This is a genomic window from Leifsonia sp. McL0618 (assembly GCF_049994905.1).
Lineage (GTDB): Bacteria > Actinomycetota > Actinomycetes > Actinomycetales > Microbacteriaceae > Diaminobutyricibacter.
The window spans coordinates 3,686,428-3,709,281 of sequence record NZ_CP188258.1; the positions used below are offsets into that span (position 1 = coordinate 3,686,428).

20 protein-coding genes are annotated in these 22,854 nt (G+C 66.7%); 13 read left to right on the forward strand and 7 right to left on the reverse strand.

Features of this window, described 5'->3' with window-relative positions; all coding sequences use genetic code 11:
* Positions 1–126: 126 nt before the first annotated feature.
* Positions 127–1,167: an L-glyceraldehyde 3-phosphate reductase gene (gene mgrA / locus ACPPVQ_RS17800; RefSeq protein WP_426516454.1), complete on the forward strand. Its 1,041-nt coding sequence runs from the start codon at positions 127–129 to the stop codon at positions 1,165–1,167.
* Between the two features lie 225 nt (positions 1,168–1,392).
* Here the strand turns inward: mgrA and ACPPVQ_RS17805 are convergent, their stop codons facing one another.
* Both ACPPVQ_RS17805 and ACPPVQ_RS17810 read right to left on the reverse strand, forming a co-directional pair.
* Positions 1,393–2,109, reverse strand: a complete 717-nt coding sequence (locus tag ACPPVQ_RS17805; protein WP_426516455.1) for an SOS response-associated peptidase — start codon at positions 2,107–2,109, stop codon at positions 1,393–1,395.
* A gap of 37 nt (positions 2,110–2,146) precedes the next feature.
* Positions 2,147–3,244 (reverse strand): fatty acid desaturase family protein, encoded by a 1,098-nt coding sequence (locus ACPPVQ_RS17810; RefSeq protein ID WP_426516456.1) that lies wholly within the window; start codon positions 3,242–3,244, stop codon positions 2,147–2,149.
* 495 nt (positions 3,245–3,739) lie between these two features.
* Here ACPPVQ_RS17810 and ACPPVQ_RS17815 point away from each other — a divergent pair, with 495 nt between their 5' ends.
* From ACPPVQ_RS17815 to ACPPVQ_RS17830, 4 genes are all read left to right on the forward strand, one after another.
* Positions 3,740–5,281, forward strand: coding sequence for a sugar transferase (locus ACPPVQ_RS17815; protein ID WP_426516457.1), 1,542 nt, complete (start codon positions 3,740–3,742; stop codon positions 5,279–5,281).
* Positions 5,282–5,394: 113 nt separating this feature from the next.
* Positions 5,395–6,054 carry a hypothetical protein gene (locus ACPPVQ_RS17820; protein WP_426516458.1) on the forward strand — a complete coding sequence of 220 codons (660 nt, stop codon included), beginning with the start codon at positions 5,395–5,397 and terminating at the stop codon, positions 6,052–6,054.
* 13 nt (positions 6,055–6,067) lie between these two features.
* Positions 6,068–7,441, forward strand: coding sequence for an MFS transporter (locus ACPPVQ_RS17825; protein WP_426516459.1), 1,374 nt, complete (start codon positions 6,068–6,070; stop codon positions 7,439–7,441).
* On the forward strand, positions 7,438–8,451 hold the full coding sequence (locus ACPPVQ_RS17830) for a hypothetical protein (protein WP_426516460.1): 1,014 nt from the start codon (positions 7,438–7,440) through the stop codon (positions 8,449–8,451). The genes ACPPVQ_RS17825 and ACPPVQ_RS17830 overlap by 4 nt, the downstream gene beginning before the upstream one ends.
* A 96-nt stretch (positions 8,452–8,547) precedes the next feature.
* On the opposite strand, the gene lhgO is transcribed toward ACPPVQ_RS17830, so the two are convergent.
* Positions 8,548–9,738 carry an L-2-hydroxyglutarate oxidase gene (gene lhgO, locus ACPPVQ_RS17835; RefSeq protein ID WP_426516461.1) on the reverse strand — a complete coding sequence of 397 codons (1,191 nt, stop codon included), beginning with the start codon at positions 9,736–9,738 and terminating at the stop codon, positions 8,548–8,550.
* A gap of 352 nt (positions 9,739–10,090) precedes the next feature.
* Here lhgO and ACPPVQ_RS17840 point away from each other — a divergent pair, with 352 nt between their 5' ends.
* Positions 10,091–11,203, forward strand: a complete 1,113-nt coding sequence (locus tag ACPPVQ_RS17840; RefSeq protein ID WP_426516462.1) for a hypothetical protein — start codon at positions 10,091–10,093, stop codon at positions 11,201–11,203.
* A 445-nt stretch (positions 11,204–11,648) separates the two neighbouring features.
* Complete coding sequence (locus tag ACPPVQ_RS17845; protein ID WP_426516463.1) at positions 11,649–13,241, forward strand: DUF4082 domain-containing protein; 1,593 nt, start codon at positions 11,649–11,651, stop codon at positions 13,239–13,241.
* A gap of 36 nt (positions 13,242–13,277) precedes the next feature.
* Here ACPPVQ_RS17845 and ACPPVQ_RS17850 read toward each other — a convergent pair whose 3' ends face one another.
* The gene (locus tag ACPPVQ_RS17850; RefSeq protein ID WP_426516464.1) at positions 13,278–14,204 is read right to left on the reverse strand and encodes a hypothetical protein; all 927 of its coding nucleotides are present in this window, start codon (positions 14,202–14,204) and stop codon (positions 13,278–13,280) included.
* A gap of 51 nt (positions 14,205–14,255) precedes the next feature.
* Here ACPPVQ_RS17850 and ACPPVQ_RS17855 point away from each other — a divergent pair, with 51 nt between their 5' ends.
* On the forward strand, positions 14,256–15,107 hold the full coding sequence (locus ACPPVQ_RS17855; protein WP_426516465.1) for a glycosyltransferase: 852 nt from the start codon (positions 14,256–14,258) through the stop codon (positions 15,105–15,107).
* Positions 15,104–15,757 (forward strand): polysaccharide deacetylase family protein, encoded by a 654-nt coding sequence (locus ACPPVQ_RS17860; RefSeq protein WP_426516466.1) that lies wholly within the window; start codon positions 15,104–15,106, stop codon positions 15,755–15,757. Before ACPPVQ_RS17855 ends, ACPPVQ_RS17860 begins: the two co-directional genes overlap by 4 nt.
* A gap of 10 nt (positions 15,758–15,767) precedes the next feature.
* Here the strand turns inward: ACPPVQ_RS17860 and ACPPVQ_RS17865 are convergent, their stop codons facing one another.
* A complete protein-coding gene (locus ACPPVQ_RS17865; protein ID WP_426516467.1) occupies positions 15,768–16,364 on the reverse strand; it encodes a hypothetical protein in 597 nt (198 codons plus the stop codon).
* A gap of 134 nt (positions 16,365–16,498) precedes the next feature.
* Between ACPPVQ_RS17865 and ACPPVQ_RS17870 the strand changes: the two genes are divergently transcribed.
* The 4 genes from ACPPVQ_RS17870 to ACPPVQ_RS17885 are packed head-to-tail and all read left to right on the forward strand — an operon-like array spanning position 16,499 to position 20,837.
* Complete coding sequence (locus tag ACPPVQ_RS17870; RefSeq protein WP_426516468.1) at positions 16,499–17,401, forward strand: hypothetical protein; 903 nt, start codon at positions 16,499–16,501, stop codon at positions 17,399–17,401.
* 17 nt (positions 17,402–17,418) lie between these two features.
* On the forward strand, positions 17,419–18,726 hold the full coding sequence (locus ACPPVQ_RS17875) for an O-antigen ligase family protein (RefSeq protein ID WP_426516469.1): 1,308 nt from the start codon (positions 17,419–17,421) through the stop codon (positions 18,724–18,726).
* The gene (locus tag ACPPVQ_RS17880; RefSeq protein ID WP_426516470.1) at positions 18,716–19,615 is read left to right on the forward strand and encodes a glycosyltransferase family 2 protein; all 900 of its coding nucleotides are present in this window, start codon (positions 18,716–18,718) and stop codon (positions 19,613–19,615) included. The genes ACPPVQ_RS17875 and ACPPVQ_RS17880 overlap by 11 nt, the downstream gene beginning before the upstream one ends.
* A gap of 16 nt (positions 19,616–19,631) precedes the next feature.
* On the forward strand, positions 19,632–20,837 hold the full coding sequence (locus ACPPVQ_RS17885) for a glycosyltransferase family 4 protein (RefSeq protein ID WP_426516471.1): 1,206 nt from the start codon (positions 19,632–19,634) through the stop codon (positions 20,835–20,837).
* Here the strand turns inward: ACPPVQ_RS17885 and ACPPVQ_RS17890 are convergent.
* On the reverse strand, positions 20,807–22,561 hold the full coding sequence (locus tag ACPPVQ_RS17890) for a hypothetical protein (protein WP_426516472.1): 1,755 nt from the start codon (positions 22,559–22,561) through the stop codon (positions 20,807–20,809). The two genes, ACPPVQ_RS17885 and ACPPVQ_RS17890, sit on opposite strands and share 31 nt — an antisense overlap.
* A 4-nt stretch (positions 22,562–22,565) precedes the next feature.
* Entirely contained in the window at positions 22,566–22,820 is a 255-nt protein-coding gene (locus ACPPVQ_RS17895; protein ID WP_426516473.1) for an acyl carrier protein, read from the reverse strand.
* Positions 22,821–22,854: the final 34 nt, after the last annotated feature.

Below are 22,854 nucleotides of genomic sequence, written 5' to 3' on the forward strand. Positions count from 1 at the left end.
ACTCAACGGCCCGGCACGAGGCACTCATCGAGCCCGGCGCTGAATCGGATCGCGCGGGGGTGTTGGACAGATCGGCGGGCGCGCGGGAACCTAGAAGACACGCAAAAGTGAGAACGAGGAACCCCCATGACGTACTTGCCCGATCCGAAGCGTTACGACAGCATGCAGTACCGCCGCACCGGACGGTCCGGGCTCGAGCTGCCCGCGCTGTCCCTGGGTCTCTGGCACAACTTCGGCGACGACCGCCCGTATGAGACGCAGCGTGCGATCGTGCGCCGCGCGTTCGATCTCGGCATCACGCACTTCGACCTCGCGAACAACTACGGCCCGCCGTACGGGTCGGCCGAGGTCAACTTCGGGCGCCTGGTCAAGGACGACCTGAAGCCGTTCCGCGACGAGATCGTCGTCTCGTCGAAAGCCGGATGGGACATGTGGGCCGGTCCTTACGGCCAGGGCGGCGGGGGCCGCAAGTACATGCTCGCGAGCCTCGACCAGTCGCTCGGGCGCCTCGGCCTCGACTATGTGGACATCTTCTACTCGCACCGGCCCGACCCGTCGACGCCGCTCGAAGAGACGATGGGCGCCCTCGACACCGCCGTGCGCTCGGGCAAGGCGCTCTATGTCGGCATCTCGTCGTACAGCGCAGAAGACACGCGCCGGGCAGCCGCGATCCTCGCCGACCTCGGCACTCCCCTGCTCATCCACCAGCCGTCGTACTCCATGCTGAACCGCTGGGTGGAGACCGAAGGACTCCTCGACGCGGCCGGCGAACTCGGAATCGGCGTCATCGGCTTCACCGCGCTCGCCCAGGGGATGCTCACCGGCAAGTACCTCGACGGGATCCCTGCCGGCTCCCGGGGCGCCGAGGACTCGTCGCTCGACCGCTCGATGCTGTCCGACGAGGCGCTCGGCCACATCCGCGCCCTCGCTGAGATCGCGCGTGGCCGCGGCCAGTCGCTCGCGCAACTCGCGCTCGCCTGGGCGCTGAGGGATGCCCGGGTCACCTCCCTCGTCACCGGCGCGAGCAGCGTGTCCCAGCTCGAACAGAACGTGGGCGCACTCGACCGGCTCGACTTCACACCCGACGAGCTGGCGGCCATCGACGAGCACGCGGTCGACACAGGTGTCGACCTGTGGGCATCCGCCCGCCGCGGACAGCTCGGCTGATACCACCCAGCGCCCAACACCACGCAACCCCTCGGCTGATACCACGCAGCGCCCCGGCTGTCATCCCCTAGATGTGCCGGCAGCGCGCAACGTACTGTCGATGCAACGCACCGGATGCAGCACCGCAGGGGGCCGCTGACGGACGGACAGCGGTGTATTCCCGGTGCGGGTGGGGCGAGTTCCCGGCGGGCGCGGTTGGCTGACCCGCCCTCCGGGACTCGTTAGTCAGTTCGGGGCGGAGATCGGCCGGATGAGGTCGGGACTGTCGCCCGTGACCGGACCCACAACGTCGAAGACCAGTTGGTCGGCGACGGTCACGGCCGCGCGTACCGCTTCGTCGAGGAGCGCCTGGTCTCCGACGACCGTCGGGTCGATCCAGTGATCCCAGAGTTCACGGGGCAGCGGAACCGGGTTGCGGTCGTGGATGTGCTCGAGCGTCTGCACCGCGTCGGAGGTCAGGATCGTCGTGGTCAGGTGCCAGCGGTCGTCGTCGCCGCGCTCCTTGGCCGGGTCGGCCCACCACGCGTACAGTCCGGCGAAGCCCATGAGCTCGCCGTCGGCAGCGTGGATGAAATACGGCGTCTTCTTCTTCGTCTCCGGGTCGGTCTGCCACTCGTAGTAGCCGATCGCCGGAACGATGGCCCGCTTCGAGGCGACGGATGCTTTGAACATCGGCTTCTCAGCGGCCGATTCTGCTCGCGCGTTGAACGTCGGCACCTTCGTCTTGAGCTCTTTGGACCACGACGGCACCAGCGACCAGCGGGCCAGTTCGAGGCGCCGCACCGGCGCTTCGTCGCCCTTCTTGCTCTCGAGCAGGATGGGCACCTTGTCGGTGGGGCTGATGTTGTAGCTCGGCCGCCAGTCACGGAAGTCGCCGCCTTCGGCCACGAACTCCTGGATCAGGTCGTCGGTCTCTTTGTCCATCGCGAATCGCCCGCACATACCAACAGGCTACGGCCGACTACCGACGTGCGCGCTGTCAGCGGCGGCGGAACTCTCCGGCGGCAGGGCAGTCGAACGGGTCGCGGGCGGCCAGGCCGACCCGGTTGAGGTAGCGCACCACGATGCCGTACGACTTCGGGAGCGTCGTCTCGGTGTAGACGATGTTCTCGTTGGCGCAGTGCTCCTTGACGATCGCAGCGGCCTTGCGCAGGTGCGGCCGCGGCATGTTCGGAAAGAGGTGGTGCTCGATCTGGTAGTTGAGGCCGCCCATGAAGGTCGACATTCCGGTGCCGCGGATGTTGCGCGAGGTGAGCACCTGCTTGCTCAGGAAGTCGACCTTGACGCCGGCTTCGATGATCGGCATGCCCTTGTGGTTCGGGGCGAAGGATGCGCCCATGTAGACGCCGAAGACCGCGAGCTGCACGCCGATGAAGGCGAACGCCATGCCCAGCGGGAGGAACGTGAAGATGGCCCCGAGGTAGATCGCGAAGCGGAGCGCGATGAACACGATCTCGCGGGCGCGGCCATCCACCTTGTCTTTTCCGACAAGCGTGCGGAAGGACAGCGCGTGAAGGTTGATGCCCTCGAGCAGCAGCAGCGGAAAGAAGAGGTAGCCCTGGCGCTTCGTGATCGCGCGAACAATGCCCCGCTGCTTCGCGGCGTCTTCTTCGATGAACGAGACGGTGTCGAAGGCGATGTCCGGGTCTTTGCCGATGGTGTTCGGGTTGGCGTGGTGCCGGCTGTGCTTGGTCATCCACCACGCGTAGCTGATGCCGACGACGGCGGTCGCCAGCAGCCGGCCGGCACGGTCGTTCGCCGGTCCGGATGCGAGCACCTGGCGGTGCGAGGCCTCGTGGGCGAGGAAGGCGAACTGCGTGAAGATCACGCCGAGCGCCGCGGCGATGAGCAGCTGGAACCAGCTGTCGCCGAGCAGCACGAAACCCGTCGTGGCTCCGCCCAGGGCGGCGACGAGGATGCCGAAGACCGTGATGTAGAACCAGGGCGTGCGGCGCAGGAGGCCGTGGTCGCGCACGGTGTTGAGAAGAGTGGAGTAGGTGTTGGTCACGCTCGGCGTCGCGTCGATGCGTTTGACCGTTTTTCGTACCGGTCCCAGGGTTGCGGTCAGTGCCGTCATCAGCCAGCCCGTTCGTCATTCGACTTCCCAGCCGGCGTTCTCGGACAAGCGTCCGTAGATGCGCTTCAGCCTAAGGCCACGTGCTGATGAATGGCTGCGAAAAGTCGGGGGGCACGCCACAAATAAAAATGACCCCCCTTCGGGGGAGACCACTCGACCCAAAAAACGAGGTAACCTCAGTGTTGTGAATAGGTGAGAAACAGTCACTTTTGTGATGCACCCTCATCGCACGGTCTAGAAGTGGTCTCACACGTTCACATCCGAAAGTACGCCTGTAACCCCGATAACAGGGATAGTCCTCGTGAATGTGTCTCCACTGCGTCGAACCTCGTATCGACCGCCGTTCGCCCGATCGCAGTTCGTGCGGTCGCCCGAGCAGACCGCCGCGAACCTCCCCACAGTCGGAGCCGGCGGCGGCGAAGTCGTTCGAGACCACGGCTTTCCCCCAGCCGCCGCCGGTTCTTCATTCGCAGGACGCATCGGACGGAGCCGGCCATGACGGTCATCCGGCCCCGGCCGCTCCTCGGCGAGATCCCCCGCCACTCCCGGCGGCCGTTCGTCGAACGCGAGCCCAGCGCCAGCCTGTCTCCGCGCGCTCCCCAGTTCCATTCGTCCGAACACGCCTGGGCGCGCCGCTATCGTTCACGCCTCCGCGTGACGGACACGGTCATCATCTTCGCCTCCATCGCCGGCGCCTTCGTCGCCCGGTTCGGCCTCGACGACGCGTCGACGCGGGTGGCCGGCTTCCCGGTCGCCTACTTCGCGATCTCCCTCATCATCGCCGGGGCCTGGGTGGTCGCCCTCTACGCGTACCACACGCGGGATCCGCGCGTGGTGGGGATGGGGTTCTCCGAATACAAGCGCGTCGCCAACGCGAGCGCCCTGACCTTCGGAGTCCTGGCCATCGCCTTCCTCGTCGCCAAGGTCGACATCGCGCGAGGCTACTTCGTGCTGGCGCTGCCCGTCGGCGCAGCTGCACTCCTCAGCAGCCGCTGGATCTGGCGCCAATGGCTGCTTCGGCAGCGCCGGTACGACCACTACCTCTCCCGCACCCTCGTGGTCGGCGGACGGGAAGACGTCGAATACGTGGTGCAGCAGATCCAGCAGAAGTCGGGGGCGGCATACAACGTTGTCGGTGCCGCGCTTGAAGACCCCGGCGCCGGCAACCTCGTGGTGGGCGACCGCGACGTCCCCATCGTCGCCGACATGGACACGATCACCCAGGCGGCATCCGACCTGCGGGTCGACAGCGTGATCGTCGCAGGCCAGCCCCAGGGCGGCGGCACGTTCATCCGCAACCTCGGCTGGGCGCTCGAGGGCACCGCGACGGATCTGGTTCTCGCGTCGCGCCTGACCGACGTCGCCGGGCCGCGCATCCACTTCCGTCCCGTCGAGGGCCTGCCGCTGATCCACGTCGAGATCCCGCAGTTCGAAGGCGGCAAGCACGTGCTCAAGCGGATGCTCGACCTCGTGGTGAGCGGAATCGCACTGCTGGTCCTGGCGCCGTTCATGATCGGCGTCGGCATCGCCATCCGCCTCGACAGCCCCGGGGAGGCGCTGTTCCGCCAGGAACGCGTCGGACGCAACGGCACGACCTTCCGCATGCTGAAGTTCCGTTCGATGGTGCAGGACGCCGAAGCGGGCCTCGCCGCCCTCACGGCGCGCAACCAGGGCTCCGGGCTCCTCTTCAAGATGAAGGACGACCCGCGCGTCACCCGGATCGGCAAGTTCATCCGCAAGTTCTCGATCGACGAGCTCCCACAGTTGTGGAACGTGTTCGTCGGCGACATGAGCCTCGTCGGCCCGCGGCCTCCACTGCGCCGCGAAGTCGACGGGTACGAAATCCATGTTCACCGCCGCCTGTACATCAAGCCTGGTCTCACCGGCATGTGGCAAGTGAACGGACGATCCGACCTCTCCTGGGACGAGAGCGTGCGTCTCGACCTGTACTACGTGGAGAACTGGTCGCTGACCGGCGACATCGTCATCCTGTGGCGCACGTTCCGCGTGCTGCTCCATCCGACCGGCGCGTACTGACACAACCGACCGCACCACAACCCGACCACGCAACAACACACAGACGACGACCTGGGGGCGACGCGAGTGAACGAGAAAACAGAACCGACGACGCAGACGGCGCAGGTGCCGGCATGAGATCCCGTACGTGGATCATCGCCGGGCTCGCGGCCGCAGCGGTGATCGTCGCCGCGGCAGTGACCGTCGACCACCTTCCTGGTCGCTCGACGGCCGAAGGGTCGACTACGACCTCATCCCACTCGTCCACAGCTCCGTCGCCCTCGTCCAACACTCCCGGCGCGCCCGTGACCAGTTCCCCCGCACCGACCCCTGGCGGGGAATCCGACGGGCCGCCGCAGAGCAAGCGGTTCACGACCGAGGTCATACCGGGCGCAGCCGGAAAAGCGCTGCCCAAGTCGACGGCGCTTCCCGAGCCTGTCAGCAACCCGCTTCCGAAGACGGCGAGCGCCGTCGGTGCGCTGGCCAAGGGATATCCGACCTCCCTTCTTCCCGCGACACCCCACTCCTCGATCGGCACCAGTTCGGTCGCGAGCCAGGGCCAGCACCTGCAGGTCAGCCTGACCGCCACCTCGACGATGACCGTGACGGAAGTGCTCGCGTTCTATCGCACGACGCTCGCGAAATACGGCATGTACGACACGGCGTCGCCTGCTCTGGGCGGGGCGACCGCGCTGACGTTCAAACGCGGCGTGGATGCTGTCACCATCACCACCTCGCCGGTGACGGATGGCACACAGTACGTGATCTACGGCGCCTTCACGGCGAAGAACTGACAGGCGGACGTCGATGTACCTCTCTTTCTCCGACCGTGGAAAGAACGCGGATGACGCGGTCACCGACGAGGTGACCGTCTCGCCGGACGCGGGCACGGCATCCGCCACCGCCACGACCACGACCGCGACCACGACGGACCTCATGACGACGGGCACCACCCGCAAGACGGTCACGCGCGTCTCGTCGGTCGTCGTCAGCCTCGGCATCGTGAGCATGTTCACCGACATCTCGTCGGAATCGGTGTCGGCGATCCTTCCCCTTTACATCACCGGCGTGCTCGGTCTCTCGACGGTCGCCTATGGCTTCATCGACGGGCTCTACCAGGGCGTCAGCGCGATCGTGCGCATCGCCGGCGGCTGGGCGGCCGACAGAGGCGACCAGCCGAAGTGGATCGCGTTCTTCGGGTACGGCATCGCGGCGATCGCCCGCGTCGGCCTGCTGTTCGCGAGCGGATTCGCCGCCATCACCGCGATCGTCGCCGTGGATCGCATCGGCAAGGGCATCCGCACCGCACCGCGAGACGCCCTGATCAGCGCGTCGTCGACACACGCGAACCTGGGCCGGTCGTTCGGTGTGCACCGGATGCTCGACACCGTCGGCGCCGCGGTCGGGCCGCTGCTGGCGTTCCTCATCCTCTTCTTCATCCCGAACGGTTACAACACGATCTTCGTGGTCTCGCTCGCCTGCGCGATCCTCGGTGTGGCCATCCTCGGGATCATCGTGCCCAACAAGCGCCCCCGCGCCGATCGCGCAGCGGCCGAGCACGCACCCCGCCAGCCGTTCCGGTGGCGCCAGCTGAACGACCCCCGGCTGCGTCGCGTCCTGCTGGTCTCGGGCCTGCTCGGGCTGCTCACGATCGGCGACGGGTTCATCTACCTGGTACTGCAGAGCCGCAGCTCCTTCGCCGCCGAATGGTTCCCCCTGATGTACGTCGGCACCAACATCGCGTTCCTCGCCCTGGCGATCCCGCTCGGCAAGCTGTCCGACCGGTTCGGCCGCGCACGTGTATTCGTGATCGGGCATATCGCACTGCTCGCGGCATATATCTTCGCCGCCGTACCGGTCGAGGGTGTCGCGGCCACCATCCTGTGCCTCGCCCTGCTGGGCGCGTTCTACGCGGCCACTGACGGCATCCTCGCGGCGCTCGCGTCCGAGAGCACGCCGGCTGAGAGTCGCGGCACCGGCATCGCCTCCGCGCAGACGGTCGTCGCCCTGTCCCGCCTGATCGCCTCCACCGGGTTCGGCCTGCTGTGGTTCGCGGTCGGCCGGGAGGCCGCGATGTTCATCGTCGCGATCGCGCTGGCCATCGTCATCCCGATCGTGACCTACCTGCTGCGGGGGTTCTTCACGACGCCCGCCGCATCGTCGGGGAAGATGGCTGCATGACATCCCGCGCCCGCGTGTGGTTGCTCGCCGGGCTCACCGTTGTTCTGCTGGGCGGGGCGATCGCGTACGCCGTGGTGGCGTTCGCCGACTACCAGACTCGGGCCAACGCGCCCAGCCAGGTGCAGACCGTCGACTCCACGAGCGCGCCGAGCGGACCGCGCATCGTGTTCCGCAACACGGCCTCAGGCGCCGGGTACGGCCTGGTCGCAGCTGTGCCGCTCAGCGATCCGGGCGCGGCGCGCAGCGTGACCGCGCAGGCCTGCGACCGCGTCTATGCGACGAGCGCATACGAGATGTGCCTGCACGTCGACCGCGGTGTCGTCACCACGTTCAACGCGACGCTGTTCGACCCGTCGGGGAAGGCGGTGAAATCGTGGCCGCTGGCGGGCATCCCGAGCCGCACCCGCATCTCGCCCGACTCGAAGCTCGTCGCGCAGACATCGTTCATCACCGGTTCGTCGTATGGAACCATCGGCTTCTCGACCCAGACCACGATCTCGTCGACGGCCGGCCCGGATTACGGCAACATCGAGAACTTCCGGTTCATCGTCGACGGCAAACCGGTGACGGCATCCGACCGCAACTTCTGGGGGGTGACCTTCGGCTCGGACGACAACATCTTCTATGCGACAGGGGCTTCGGCCGGCCACACCTGGCTTGTGCGCGGCGACCTGGCTGCGCGCACGCTCACCGCGATCCACGAGACGGCGGAGTGCCCGTCGCTGTCACCCGACGGCACGAAGGTCGCATACAAGAAGAACGTATCGACGACGGGGACGCCGTACTGGACGCTCGCGGTGCTCGATCTCGCGAGCGGAAAAGAGACCGTGCTCCCCATCACCGACAACGTCGACGACCAGGCACTCTGGCTCGACGACTCGACCCTTCTCTACGGGCTGACGAACCCGAAAGTCGTCGGCGACAGCGACATCTGGTCGGTCGCGATCGACGGGAAGAGCGCGCCGAAGCTGTTCCTAGCGCACGCCTGGTCCCCATCCATCGTCCGCTGAGCCCTGCCCGCCTTCTTGTCGGGCACAGGAAAAAGCACCCCGAATCCGAGTATTGGGGTGCTTTTTCCTGTGCCCGACCAACGTCGGGGGCCCGGCTCAGGGCTCGAGGGCAGCAGCGCGAGAGATGTATGCGGCGATCTCGAGGGCGCTCGTCGCGGCCGGTGACGGCGCGTTGAGCACGTGGACCTGCCCGGGCGCGGTCTGGATGACGAAGTCGTCGGCGAGCGCCCCGTTGCGCCGTACCGCCTGGGCGCGCACTCCGCTACCCGCGCGGACGATGTCGGATGTGCGCACCTCGGGGACGAGGCGGGCGAGGCTCCGCGCGAACAGGCGCTGCGACCACGAGCGCAGCACCTCGCTCGCGCCAGTGCCGATGTTGTGGCTCGCCATGCGCAGGAAGCCCGGGTATCCGATCGCGTCGGCTGTGTCGCGGATGCTGATGGTGCGCCAGTCGTACCCCTCGCGCGCCAGGGCGAGCACGGCGTTCGGGCCGGCGTGAACGGTGCCGTCGATCATGCGGGTCAGGTGCACGCCGAGAAAGGGCAGTTCCGGGTCGGGCACCGGGTAGATGAGCCCGTTCACCAGGTCGCGGCGCTCCGGCACGAGCTCGTAGTATTCGCCGCGGAACGGCACGATGCGTACCTCGGGTTCGACTCCGGCCATCCGGGCGATGCGGTCGGCCTGCAGGCCGCCGCAGTTGATGAGCAGGTCGCTCTCGACCTCGCCCTTGCTGTGCACGACCCTGACACCGGATGCGGTGGGCACAATCTGCTCGACCCGCGCGTCGGTGAGCATCTCGCCCCCCTGGAACCCGGCGAGCTCAGCCAGCTTTCGCGAGACCGCGGGGTAGTCGATGATCCCTGTGGTCTCGACGCGGAGTGCCTGCACCGCTCGAACGTGCGGTTCGTACTCGCGCGCTTCGTCGCCCGAGATGAGCCGTGACGGCACCCCGTTGGCCACGGCGCGTTCGGCGAGCACTGCAAGGCGCGGAACCTCGGCCGCACCGACGGCGACGATCAGCTTTCCGGTCACGAGGTGGGTGATGCCATGCACGAGCGCGAACTCGACCATCGATCGGTTGCCGGCCGCGCACATCCGCGCCTTCAGCGAGCCCGGCGCATAGTACGGGCCGGCGTGGATGACCCCCGAGTTATGACCGGTCTGGTGCGCAGCCCAGGTGTGCTCCTTCTCGAGCAGGGTGACGGCCAGTCCACGGCGGGTGAGCCGTTCGGCGACAGCCAGGCCGAGGATGCCGCCGCCGATGATCGTGACGGAGGATGCTGGCATTCTCGTTTCCTAGGTCAGGGCGGATGTTCTCGATCGTATGGCGCTCGTGCGATCGGATGCTGAGAGCTGAGGATTTTTCACCCTCGTTTTGGGGGGTACGCGATTTCACGCGGCGAGTAGCGTGGGTAAGGCAATGATATGAGTAATTTTCACTTATGTGAATTCGTGAATTCGTGAATTGCCCAGCGCGCGCAGGCCTCCGCGCGCAACCACCCGCGCATGTGCCCGATCCACAGCTACCCGCCGAAGAGGGAGAGCAACTGTGAGTACCATTGCCTCGCATGCCGCGAGGAGGCCCCGAAACCGGCGACCCGCCAGACTCACCCCCGCCGCTTCGTTTCCCCTGTCCCGGGTGCGGGACTACACCGACCTCGCGCTGCGGGGGCTGCCGACCTCCTTCATCACGGACACGCTCGAATTCAGCCGGACGGTCCGTGAGTCCCACACGTCGCCCTCCGGTGCACTCAGCCGCGAAGGCAGCAGCCTCCGGTATGCAGCCATCGTCGCACTCGGACTGGGAACGGTCGCCCCTGAGACCCAGCGCGCGGTCCTCCACGGATCGACGGCGCCCGACCTCGTTGCGGCAGCCGCGGTCCGGAGCGTCCACTCGCACGACCCCGGCGCCATCGCCCTGGTCGCCTGGTCGGCCGCCGAGGTCGGCGGCGCGCCCGCTGCAGGGTTGCTCGCGCGCCTTGCCCGCATCCTGGGCTCAGGCGACCCGCTCTCCACGGTCGACACGGCGTGGATTCTCAGCGCCGCCGTCGCCTCCCTCACGATCGACCCAGCCGCCGCCCATGCGGCCGGCATCGCCCGTGCCAGCAGGGATCGACTGCTGGCCGCGCAGGGAACCTCCGGAATCTTCTCCCATTCGCTTCCGCCGACGACGTTCGGCCGGCTTCGGGCTCATATCGGCAGTTTCGCCGATCAGGCTTATGCCATCCAGGCGCTCGCGCGACATGCAGCTTTGAGCTCTGACGTCGAGGCGCTCAGCGCAGCCGAGCGATGCGCCGACCGTCTCTGCGCCCTGCAGGGCGAGGGCGGCCAGTGGTGGTGGCACTACGACGCGCGCGACGGATCGGTCGTCGAAAGGTATCCCGTGTACAGCGTGCACCAGCACGCCATGGCACCGATGGCGTTCTTCGACCTGGCTGCCGCCGGCGGCGCAGACCATTCGGATGCGGTCTACCGCGGCCTCGACTGGCTGCGCACCCACCCCGAGGTGGACGACGAACTGGTGTCGGAGGAGAACGCCCTGATCTGGCGCAAGGCCGGCCGTCGCGAGCCGGGCAAGAGCGTCCGCCTGCTCGCCGCGGCGACATCGCTTCTCCACCGGGGATGGCGCGTGCCCGGAGTGGATCGCATGTTCCCGGTGAATCGCATCGACCGGGAATGCCGCCCCTACGAGCTCGGCTGGCTCCTGTACGCGTGGCGTGGGGTCGACGGCGATACGCCGAGCCGACGGTGAGCCGCCGGCTTCGGGCCCGTCGCAACACACAAGCCTGACAAGCGGGTGGGGAAATTTCTCCCTCGTTTTGGGGGACGCCCGCTTTCGTGTGCCACGAGTAGCGTTGGCCGCACGCTGTTATGAGTACTCGTCACTTATGCGAATGAGCGTGCGAGTACCTGTTTGATCCTTTTTTTCGGATAGACATGCCGATTTCAAAGGCGTTTGCGTAGCTGTGCCAGCGGTCTGCGAGCCGCTTTTGCGGTGGCGCCCACCCAAATCGGCTGTATTCACGCCACGCCGTCACACCGGTCCCGCACGGGCCGTTTCAGAGTGCTCTCGTTTGCAACCGCCCCACCACCCCCCTACTATGGGGGGCATCCGGCGCTTGACATCGGCCGGTCACCCCCACTACAGCCAACGCGGCGAACCTCTGCGGTTCACCAAACGAACGGAAGATTCACGCATGCCTGCAAAGCCCCGGCACGCTCTAGCCCCCGTCCCTCCCCGCCCACAACGATGGATCAGGGCCGGCGCTGCTGCCGTCGCCACGATCGCCCTCGCCGTCTCGGCGCTCGCGCTAGGGACCACGGCCGCCACGGCGGCAACGACCGGGATCTTCCCGGACAACATGAAGCCCGCCGTCGCTGCGGACCCCGATAACAATTCAGTCAACCTCGGGGTGAAATTCTCGCCCAGGCAGTCGGGACGCGTCGTCGGGCTGCAGTATTACCAGGGCCTCAGGGACACCGGAGTCACAAGAGCGACGCTGTGGTCCTCGTCCGGATCCGCTCTTGCCTCCGTCTCATTCAAGCCGAGCGCCACGGTCGGCTGGCGCACGATCACCCTCCCCAAACCGGTGCAGCTGACCGCGGGAAAGACGTATACCGCCTCCTACCTGGCACCGAAGGGCGGCTACGTCGTCACGGAGCAAAGCCTCTCCAAGAGCCTCGTCCTCATGGGTTTCGTACTTCCCGCCAACGCCGGCGTGTATCGGTACAGCACATCGAACGTGATGCCGACGAGCAGCTACAAGGGCTCGAACTACCTGGCCGACATCGTGTTCGCGCCGGATTCGGGCGTAGCGACGACTCCAACGGCGACGCCGACCGTCACTCCGAAGCCGACGGTGACCCCGACGCCTACGCCGACGCCGACTCCCACGCAGACGCCCACGCAGACGCCGACACCGACACCCACGCCGACACAGTCGCCGACTCCGCCCGCGCAGACCGGTGGAATCATGGCTCTGGGCCGAAGCTTCCCGTCGCCTGCCACGACCGGCGTGCCTGCGGGAACGACCCTGACCCCCTACACCGGGCCGTGCACGATCCAGACGCCTAACGTGGTCATCAATGCAAAGATCGTCAACTGTTATCTCCGGGTCCTCGCCAAGGGAATCGTAATCACCAACTCGAAGATCGTCGGGGGCGTCTACGCGGACTACAACGACAATGTCGGCTCGTTCACCATCACCGACAGCCTGGTGGATGCTGGCTCGACCACCCCGGGGACCGGCATCGGCGACGCGTACTTCACGGCGACGCGAGTGCATGTGACGGGCGGCTCCCGCTCGATCAACTGCTACGCGGACTGCACGGTGAAGGACTCCTACGTCAACGACCAGTTCGCAGACAAGACCGGCGTGAGCCACGAATCCGGAATCCGCGTCAACACGAACAGCACGCTTGAACACAACACGATCGCTTGCAACGCGCCCGACATCGCTCCCGATGCGGGCTGCTCGGCAGCGATCACCGGATACCCGGATTTCGACCCGGTGACCGGGAACACGGTTGACAACAACCTGATCCTTGCCGGCTCCGGCGGTTACTGCTCGTACGGCGGCTCGACGGCGGGCAAGCCGTTCTCTGGGCACGAGGCGAACATCCACTTCACCAACAACATCTACCAGCGCGGCACCGACATGGGCGCCGGCGGTCGAGGGTACGTGTGCGGGTACTGGGGTGCGATCACGTCATTCGACCTCAACGCTCCCGGGGCCATCTGGTCGAACAACCTGTGGGACGACGGAACTAAGGTCGTGGCCGAGAACTGAGTCGCGCTGAATGGGGACGCCGACGGCGACCCGCTCTCACCACTCAACGAGCGTGAGCTCGCTGTAGAGGTAGTCGAGCGAGTCGACGTCGGCGTCTTTCGCGCGGAACATCTTGTTCCTGTTGTGATCGAACGTGCGCCCCGGCCCGCTCGGCGTGAAGCCGATCAGGCGGCGCTCGGCCAGGGTGAAAGGCAATCCGCGTCGCAGGAGGTGCGCACCGACACGTGGCCATTCGGTCCGCAGAAGATCCCGCTCGCCCCCGACATAGAGCGGTACGGCGAACCAGGGCAATCTCTTCCGCCGCTCCCTGCGATAGACGAGATACGCATAGGCCGTGTCTGTCTCGACGAGCGCGTGACGGGCTGCGGCCGCGTCACGATGATCCCGGAAGGCGTCAGCGTCCCGCCCTCCCAGGCGTTCGGCCAGGGCGACCGGGTCGTCGGTGACGCGAACCCCAGGGGAGTTCGGCGCGGGAAGGTTCACCACAAGGCGCCCCGCTGTGTCGAGGTGCTGGAAACCCAGGCGCTCGTTCATGGCGACGACGTTTCCGCTCGGTGAGAAATCGGTGAACACGTACCCGCGTTGCCCGAGAAGCGATCGGACGAGCCGGACACTGTGGGCCCGGTACTCCGGGAGCACGCAGAACGCCGCGAGGTTGCACACGGCGCGATCCTCGCCGTCGATCTCACGGTGCGAATAGACGGCCGCGTATGCTCCGACGGTGGTCCCGTCGTCGACCAGCTGGAACCCGCGGTTAGGCGAGCTCCCGTCCTCCCACGGCGGCATCAGAAGCTTCGCCCACTGCGCTGTGGTGACGCGTTCGTTGAGGTGTGTGTGGAGGAACAGGGCGACATCCATCGCGTCGTCGAGGGTGATCGGCTTCACCTCGGGTGCTGCGCCTGGGTTCACGACGTTCAGATTAGCTGGTGGCCGCGCGTATTCGTCGAGCGTTCCGTTCCGCATTCCCGCTACGCTGAGCCGTGACCGTCTACATCCGCGTGGCAGGGGGTACGGATGCCGAGCGTCGTGATCGCCGCTCACAACGAGGAGCACCTGATCGGGTCCTGCCTTCGCGCGATCGCCGATCAGGATTTCAGCGGTGACGTGCAGGTGGTGGTCAGCGCGAACGGCTGCACGGATCGCACGGCCGAGGTGGCCCGTCAGGCCGGCGCCGATGTCGTCGACCGGCCCGAACCCGGAAAGACGGCCGCATTGAACGCCGGTGATGGGGTGGCGACGTCGTTTCCCCGTATCTATCTCGATGCCGACATCATCCTGCCCCGAGACGCGCTTTCGTCGTTCACCACGCGACTCGGGTCCAGGGCAGGCTGCCTCGCCGTCGTCCCGCGACGGCGCCTCGAGACCAGCGGGCGCCCCTGGGCGGTTCGCGCGTACTTCGCGATCAACGAGCGATTGCCGGTCTTCCAGACGGGCTTGTTCGGTCGCGGGGTGATCGTCCTGTCTGAAGAGGGGCGGTCGCGCTTCTCGACCTTCCCCCCGCTCATCGCCGACGACCTCTTCCTCGATTCCCTCTATGCAGAGAAGGAACGCGCGGTCGTGAACGACGTCGAGGTCACAGTGGAAGCGCCCCACACCACACGGGATCTACTCCGACGCCTCGTACGTGTACGGAGAGGCAACGCCCAGATGCGCGCGGCGGGCGCCGCCGACCTCGCGCTTACGGTGCGCCGGCCGCAGCGATGGTCGTGGCTCATCGACGTGGTCATCCCCCATCCACGACTTGCGCTCGCGGGGATCGCGTACGTCTCGATCACTCTGACCGCAGCCATTCTGGCGCGCCGTCAGGTTCAGGACACGGCCCGTACCTGGGGACGCGACGAGAGCACCCGGAGCGGAGGCTCATGACCATCAACCTCTGCTTCCATGGCATCGGCGACAGCAGCCGGGAACGCGAGCCGGGGGGCGAAAAGTACTGGATCGGGCGCGAGGTATTCCTCGGCGTCCTCGACGAGGTGCGCGATCGACCCGGCGTGCACCTCAGTTTCGACGACGGGAACATCTCGGACGTCGAGGCGGGCCTCCCCGCGCTCCTCGAACGGGGTCTGCACGCGACCTTCTTCCCGTTGGCAGGACGGCTCGGCGAATCCTCGAGCCTGAGTCCGAGCGACCTTCGCGCGCTCCGAGCCGCCGGAATGGAGATCGGAACCCACGGATGGGCGCACATCCCCTGGCGCCACCTGACCGCGCAGGAGCAGCAGCGCGAACTGGTGGATGCCCGGGAGGCCCTGGCTGAAGCCAGCGGTGGCCGGATCGACGACGCCGCCCTCCCGCTCGGGCGCTACGATCGCAAGGCCCTGGCAGAGCTGCGCGGCCACGAGTATCGGAGGGTCTTCTCGAGTGACCGCTTTCCCGCACGTTCCTCCGCGTGGTTGCAGCCGCGCTACAGCCTCACAGCCACCGATACCGTTGCGACAATACGCGACATCATCGCCCACCGTGCCAGCCTCGCCGACCTGCGCAGTCGCACCCGCAGCGCCGTCAAGCGGCTCCGCTGATCACCAGCCTTCACCGGCGCGAGCGAATGGGCCGTCGACGTCCAAGACGCTCGGCGATAACGATCACCGCTGCGGTGATTCCCACGCCGAGAAGCGCGGTCATCCCCAGCATCCGGGGCTTGCTGCCTCCGACGTGGTAGATCACGGTCGACCTCGGTGCCGTCGTGAGGGTGATGTAATTGATGGGCGCGACGTGCTGCTCACGCTGAAGCTCGCTCAATTGCTGCTGGACACGATTAATCAGCGTCGTCTGCCTCCGGAGCACGGTCGCGCGATCCGGAGCGACGATCTCGAGGTTGAGGATCTGACTTTGGAAGTTCGTGCCCCACTGCCCGCCGGTATCGGGGACGGCCAGCGACCAGCCGTCGCGGATGCCGATGCCGACCAGCGTCACGTCGGCCGACGCATATTTGGTCACCGCAACCGGCCCGGTGATCCTCTTGGCCACCACGCCGGCAGTGTCGACGATGTCTTCGGACTGCGTTGCGAGGGTATTCGGGTAGTAGGTGCTGCTCGGTGCGAGGAAGACGATCTGGGTGCGCGTGTAGTAGACGCCCTTGTCGCTGAGGCCGGCGAATACCGCAAGGCCCGTGCAAAGGACTCCCACGAGCACAATCGGCCACCGTCGGAGGCACGCGCTGAAAAATTCCCACAAAGTCATGAGTGTCCCTCGCTTAGACTAACTTATGACTCGCTACCCGTCAGTCAGCTGAAAGAGGTCCGCTCCGAGGGGGGAACATCATGACCCGCGACGTGATGCGCGCGCTCGGGCGCCGATGGTATGTCCTCGTCGCAGGCCTCCTGATGACCGTGGGACTCGCTTATGGGGCCTACCAGATCACTCCTCCGAACTACACCGCGAGCGGTCTAGTGCTCCTGCTTCCCTCCACCTCGGCTGTGGGTAAAGGTGGCAACCCGTTCCTGGTGCTTTCCGATCTGGATCAGCCGGCCGGAATCCTCGTGGCGTATTTCTCCGGCTCCACGGCTGCGGCAGACGTCAAGGCGAATGCGCCCACGGCCAAGTTCCAAGTGCTGATCAGCCAATCGACTCGTGGACCGATCATCGAAGTCGACGTGACCGACAAGACATCGGCGGGGGCGATCGGCGCGCTCGACTACATCACGACCCAGATTCCGGTGGAGCTGAACAAGCTTCAGACGCAGGTCGACGCTGCGGCTGACGCTCGGATCTCATCGATGCCCCTGACCGTCGATGCACGAGCCAAGGCGGACTACTCGGGTACGATCCGGATGGTCATTTCAGCCGCCGTCGTCGGGCTGCTCATCACAGGCGTCATCGCATTCGCGCTCGACGGGCTGCTGCTGAGCCGGCGAGCACGGCGGCACGCACGCGCCGCGGCCGCCGAGCGGGTCACAGCCGTCCCGGCCGACCCCGAGGAACCATCACCGGCGACGCGCTCCGGCTCGAAAGTCCTGCTCCCCGAAGCGGTGGATACCGCGAGTACGGCGGAAGAGCGCAGACCCGAGAATTCGGGCAACACCGCTTCTGACGACCCTGTCTCCGACGATCCGGTTCCGGGCAACCCGGTTTCCGACGATACGGTTCCGGGCGACCCGGTTTCGGACGAACCGGTTTCACAGTTCACCGGTCCTGTTTCGGCAGTCACCGGGCGGGAGACTTGACGACCGCGCTCGCCCCGATGGATCAACGCCTGGCGCCGAGCCCGGTCGACGCTGTCGGGTGGCTCACGTTCTACGTGATACTGCTTCTCTTCGTCCCCACGCGTCTTATTTTCGGCCCCTTCGGGAGCGCTGGCGCCCCCTCGATGCTGTTCGGCCTGGGAAGTCTGATCCTCTGGCTGCTCATTAGGCTGGGAGCCGGGCGGGGCGGACCGAGGAGCGCGCACCCGATCCGGTTCGCGCTCGGAATCTTTTTCGTCAGCGTCGGGATAACGTACGTCCTCGCGATGTCGGGTCCGATGAACCCCGCCGAAATCAGCCCTGCGGATGTCGCCCTGTTGGCGCTCGCGTCCTGGGGCGGGACGCTTCTGCTCACGCACGACAACATCCCTGACCGCAATCGACTCGACACCCTCATCTGGCGCCTGTGCGTCTGCGGCGGATTGATCGCGCTTCTCGGGATCTTCCAGGTGCTCACCCGGCAGGTCTGGGTCGACCAGCTCTCCATCCCGGGGCTCACCGGCTCGCCGGGTTACAGTCTCAATGCCCGGGGCGGGTTCCCCCGGCCCTCCGGTACTGCGACGCATCCGATCGAATATGGAACACTGATCACGATGATCCTCCCGATCGCGCTGTACGTCGGTTTCAACCAGACCCAACGCCCTCTTCTCATCCGCTGGCTTCCCGCCGCGGCACTGGCGGCGGTCGTCCCCCTTACATCGTCCCGTTCGGCGTATCTGGGCGCGGCGGTGGCGCTTCTCGTGTGCCTGATCGGATGGAAACGGGCGCGTCGACTGCGGGCTCTCGCGGTGATCGTCGCCGGCGTCGCGGCGATGAGTGTTGTGACACCCAACCTCTTCAAGTCGATCATCGGCCTGTTCGCCGGCGCATCCGGCGATCCGAGCATCGCCTCGCGGACGGACGGCTACTCCCTCGCGGTGGAGTTCCTGCTGCGCAAACCCCTTTTCGGAAGGGGCCTGGGAACCTTCCTGCCCATCTACCGCATCTTCGACAACGAGTACCTGCTGCTGCTGGTCACAGTCGGAGCCGTCGGCACGGTGGCCTTCATCGCCCTCTGCGTCACTGCGTTCGCATCGATGCTGCGCCTTCGCCCGTCGCTCCGCGACGAGGGATCGCGGGATCTGGCGCTGGCGCTGGCCGCCGCGATCGCGACAGGCTTCGTCTGCCTGTTCACTTTCGACGCCTTCGCTTTCCCGATGACGATGGGGACCCTGTTCCTCATTCTCGGTCTGGCAGGTTCCCTGCGGCGGATCGAAGGAACCGGAGCGATATTCACCCATCTGGCAGGGGACCGGCATGCCCATTGACGTCGCCGCCGTGGTCGTGACCTACAACAGCGAGAACCATATCGACCAGCTACTGGACAGCATTCCAGCGGCCGCCGGCGGGCTTTCGTACTCGGTGGTCGTTGTCGACAACGGGTCCGTCGACGGTACGCTCGATCGACTCGGGCTACGCTCCGATTGCATTGTGGTCCCTTCGACGAACCGCGGTTACGCGGCCGGGATGAACACCGCTGTCGACACGTCGCCAGACGCCGAGGCGATTCTGATCCTGAACCCGGATGCGACCCTCGACCCCGATTGCATCCCCCGGATGCTCGACGTGCTGCGAAAACCGGGCAACGGCATCGTGGCGCCCCGGGTTCGTGAGGCCGACGGCCGGCTGTCGCCCACGCTTCGTCGGGGACCGACGCTGGGGCGGGTCGGGGGCCTGAGCTTCACCGGACTGCCCGCCTTCACGGAGCGCATCGAGGACCCTCGGGAATACGAGACCGAGCATGAGGTCGAGTGGGCCGTCGGGGCCATCCTCCTCGTCAGCGGGGAGTGCTATCGCGCGATGGACGGCCTCGACGAGTCCTACTTCCTGTACTCGGAGGAGACGGACCTGAGCCTCCGGGCGAAGGACGCAGGCTGGGCGACCGTGTATACGCCGGACGCCGGAGCGGTCCATATCGGCGGTGGCTCCGGTGAGAGCTCGACGACGCACACTATGAAGATTCTCAACCGCGTGCGACTGTATCGCCGACGCCGGGGTCCGTTCCTTGCGTCCGTCTATTTCGGGATGACGGTGCTGGTCGAGTTCCGTCGGGCCATCCTCGGCCATGACAAGTCCTGGCCGACGGCTCGCGCTCTCCTCCAGCCGTCGCGACGTCCACCCGCCCTCGGCGCGAGCCGCACGCTGATCCCGCGCTGAGCATGTGGCCGCGAAGATGAAGGTAGTGCTGGTCGCCCCGACCTGTGACGGCGACGATGTTGGTGAGTCATGGCTTGCCTTCCAATGGGCCAAACTGCTGTCAGATCGATTCGATCTGACAGTTCTGACCACCTTCAAGCGCGGGCATCGTCCCCCCTCGGAGCAGCTCCCGGGAGTCGAGGTCGTCGAGTGGCAGGAACCGCCGGTGGTCGGCCGTTTCGAGCGGCTGAACAGCCTCCTGCAGCCCGGATACTCGCTGTTCCTGGTCAGGGCTCGTCGCTGGCTGAAGCATCGCCTGGCAGAGGGGACCGGTTTCGACATCGCTCACCAGGTCGTTCCCGTGGCGATGCGTTATCCCTCCCCCGTAGCCGCTCTCGGTATCCCCTTGATCATCGGGCCCGTCGGGGGAAGTCTCACGTCCCCCTCGGCATTCGCCGCGGAGGAGGGCTCGACCCCGTGGTACCAGAGGCTTCGCGTTCTCGACGCGTGGCGTATGAAAAGGGACCCTCTCCTGCGGCGCACCTATGAGAGCGCTGATTGCGTCGTCGGTGTCGCGCCGTACGCGCGGGAACTCCTCGAAGGTCTCGCGGTGAAACGGTTCGAGGTCATGAGCGATGTCGCCATCCATTCGGTCAAACGGCCCATCGACCGGGCCGGGCGACCCGGACCGGTGCGGCTGCTGTTCGTGGGGCGGATCATCCGGACCAAGGGTCTTCGGGATGTGATCCGGGCGATGGCCCGGCTCCGCGATCTGGATGTGGTTCTGGACATCGTCGGCGACGGCAATGACCGGGCAGCCTGCACGGCTCTCGCGAAGGAGCTCGAAGTCGACGACCGGATGACGTTCCACGGGCTGATGTCCCGCGCGGAAGTCGACGCCTTCTATGAGCGCGCTGACATCTTCGTGTTCCCGAGCTACCGGGAGCCCGGAGGGAGCGTAGTTCTCGAGGCCATGGCGTACAGCCTCCCGCTCATCGTCTGCCGTCGCGGCGGTCCGGGCGCGAACGTCGACGACTCCTGTGCTTTCCGGCTGGATGCGGTGTCGCCCGAGCAGCTCGCAGCAGATTGCGCCGCGGCCATCCGTCGCCTTGTCGAGGACCCTGAGCTCCGGTCGCGGATGGGGGCAGCGGCCCGTTCACACGCCGAACGCACACATCTGTGGGGAGCGCGCCTCGAGCAGATGAGCACCCTCTACTCGGAACTGGCGTTTCGATCTGTGTGAGACCCGGCGGTTGCGACGATCACATTCGTCAGGAACCCGACGGAACTCGGCCGCGGCTCGATGGCGCCGGCGAGCATGTCCCGCAGCCATTTCTCGCTCACGAAGTCGGTCGCACCCAGCGGGTCGAGGATGTGCGGTTCCTGGCGCCAGCGTTGGACGACTTTCTGCGCCAGCACATCTCCCCCGGCTGGAGGCCGATTCCCTCTCCGGGCGCGTTGGACTGCCTTGCGGGCGAGCCGCTGCCCGGTGCGCAGTGCCTGCGTCACCGGATCCCACGGCGACGGATGCGCGTAAGCGGCCGGGCTCGGCCGGCCTTCCAGGGGAAGCTGCCCGAGTTCGGGATCCAACTCCAGCTGCAGAGCTGCGAGAAAGCGCGAATGTGCTTTGTCCTGGGGTGTCAGTCGGGCGGAGATATCGAGGAAGTCCGATTCCAGCATCGGATTCACCACGACCCGCTGGTAGCCGACAGCCGTGTCGGTCGCTCCCGCCCACCGCTGCATGCGATCGCGGAGGTACAGCGTGTCTGTGGCACGGAACCATTCGTCACCGCCACGACGGAGCGAGGCATAGACCTCGGCATTCGCGACCTCCCGAGCCCATTCCGAGAATTCGGCGGTGAGCAGACCAGGCTCGACCGCCTCGTTGACGAACATCCGCCAGGCGGCGAGCTGCTCGGCGTCGGCGCGGGTGTACGGGCGATCCCGCACCCGACCGACGTAATAGAAACCGCGCGCCACCTCGCCGCCGAGGCCTGAGATGCGCACTCCCTGGGTGAACCCGCGTTCAGCGACACCGAGGGCGGCGAGCGCTACCGGATCCGACATCCCGTCCAATCGGAGCGCGGCGTCCCGGCACAGGTCCCAGGCCTCCTCCGGGCCGAGTCCGCCGAGGTCGGCCAGACCACGCACCTCGTGCTCGATGCCGAAGCGCGAGGCGATCTCGCCGGCGATCGCGACGTCGCCGCTGCCCGGCACGCTGAGTGTCATCGCATGGAGCCCTCGTCGCCGGGAGACCGGCACTGCGCTCAGCAGGAGCCTCGAATCTAGGCCGCCGGTCAACTGCAGCACCGCATCCGGCTGATCGTCGAGCAGGGCTTCGAGCGACGCGCGGAGGACTTCTGCGGCCTGGGCTACGGCGCGATCCAGAGAGATCGGCTCTCCAGGCGGAGGCACCGCGTGGTCTACGCTGACTCCGTCGATGCCGAGCCGCGCGGTAGCCGCAGGCTCCAGTTTGCGGATGCCATCGAACAAAGTGCGCTGACCGAGCTGCCACCCCAGCAGGGACTGAACCGCGACTGCTGTCCGGTCCAGCGGTGCGCCTCGCGCCCATCCGGCCAGCATCGCCGAGGTCGAGAGCGTTCCCGGCCCCGCCGAATCGGGATCGCTGTGGAAGAGCTGCCGGAAGCCCATCGAGTCGGCGATCATCGTCACGGCGCCGTCGTGCGCCGTCGCGGCCGCGAACGGTGGCAGAAGACGGGTGAGAGCATGGGTGTCATCGCCTATCAATTCCGCGATCCGGGAGCTCGCGACCGCCCCGTGCGACCCGCGCACGACGCGCGAGAGCACGAGGGTGCAGCCGTCGTCGACCGGGGTGACGCCCCAGTACGCCATCCGGACCGCGCCGGCCCTGACTTCGGAGAATGCGCCGACGACGGCCTTCACCGCGGCCGGTACCTCGCCGGCTTCGGACGCGAGCATCCCGGGAAGCACGGTCGCGCGGGACATGATGCTAGGCGGCGAGCTTCGAATCGACGAAGTCGGTGAGAGTGCCGACGCTCTCGAAGAGGTCCTCACCGAACTCGTCGTCATCGATGACGATGTCGAAGCGCTCTTCAAGCGCGACGACGAGGTTCACGACGCCGAAGGAATCGAGTTCGGGAATTGCGCCGAAGAGCGCTGTCTCGCGGGTGAGCTCGTCGGGGCTCTGAGTGAGTTCCAGCGTGTCGATCAAGACCTCTCGCACGGCATCCACAGTCTCTGGCATTCGGTTGCTCTCCTTGTCGATTCAGGCGAATACT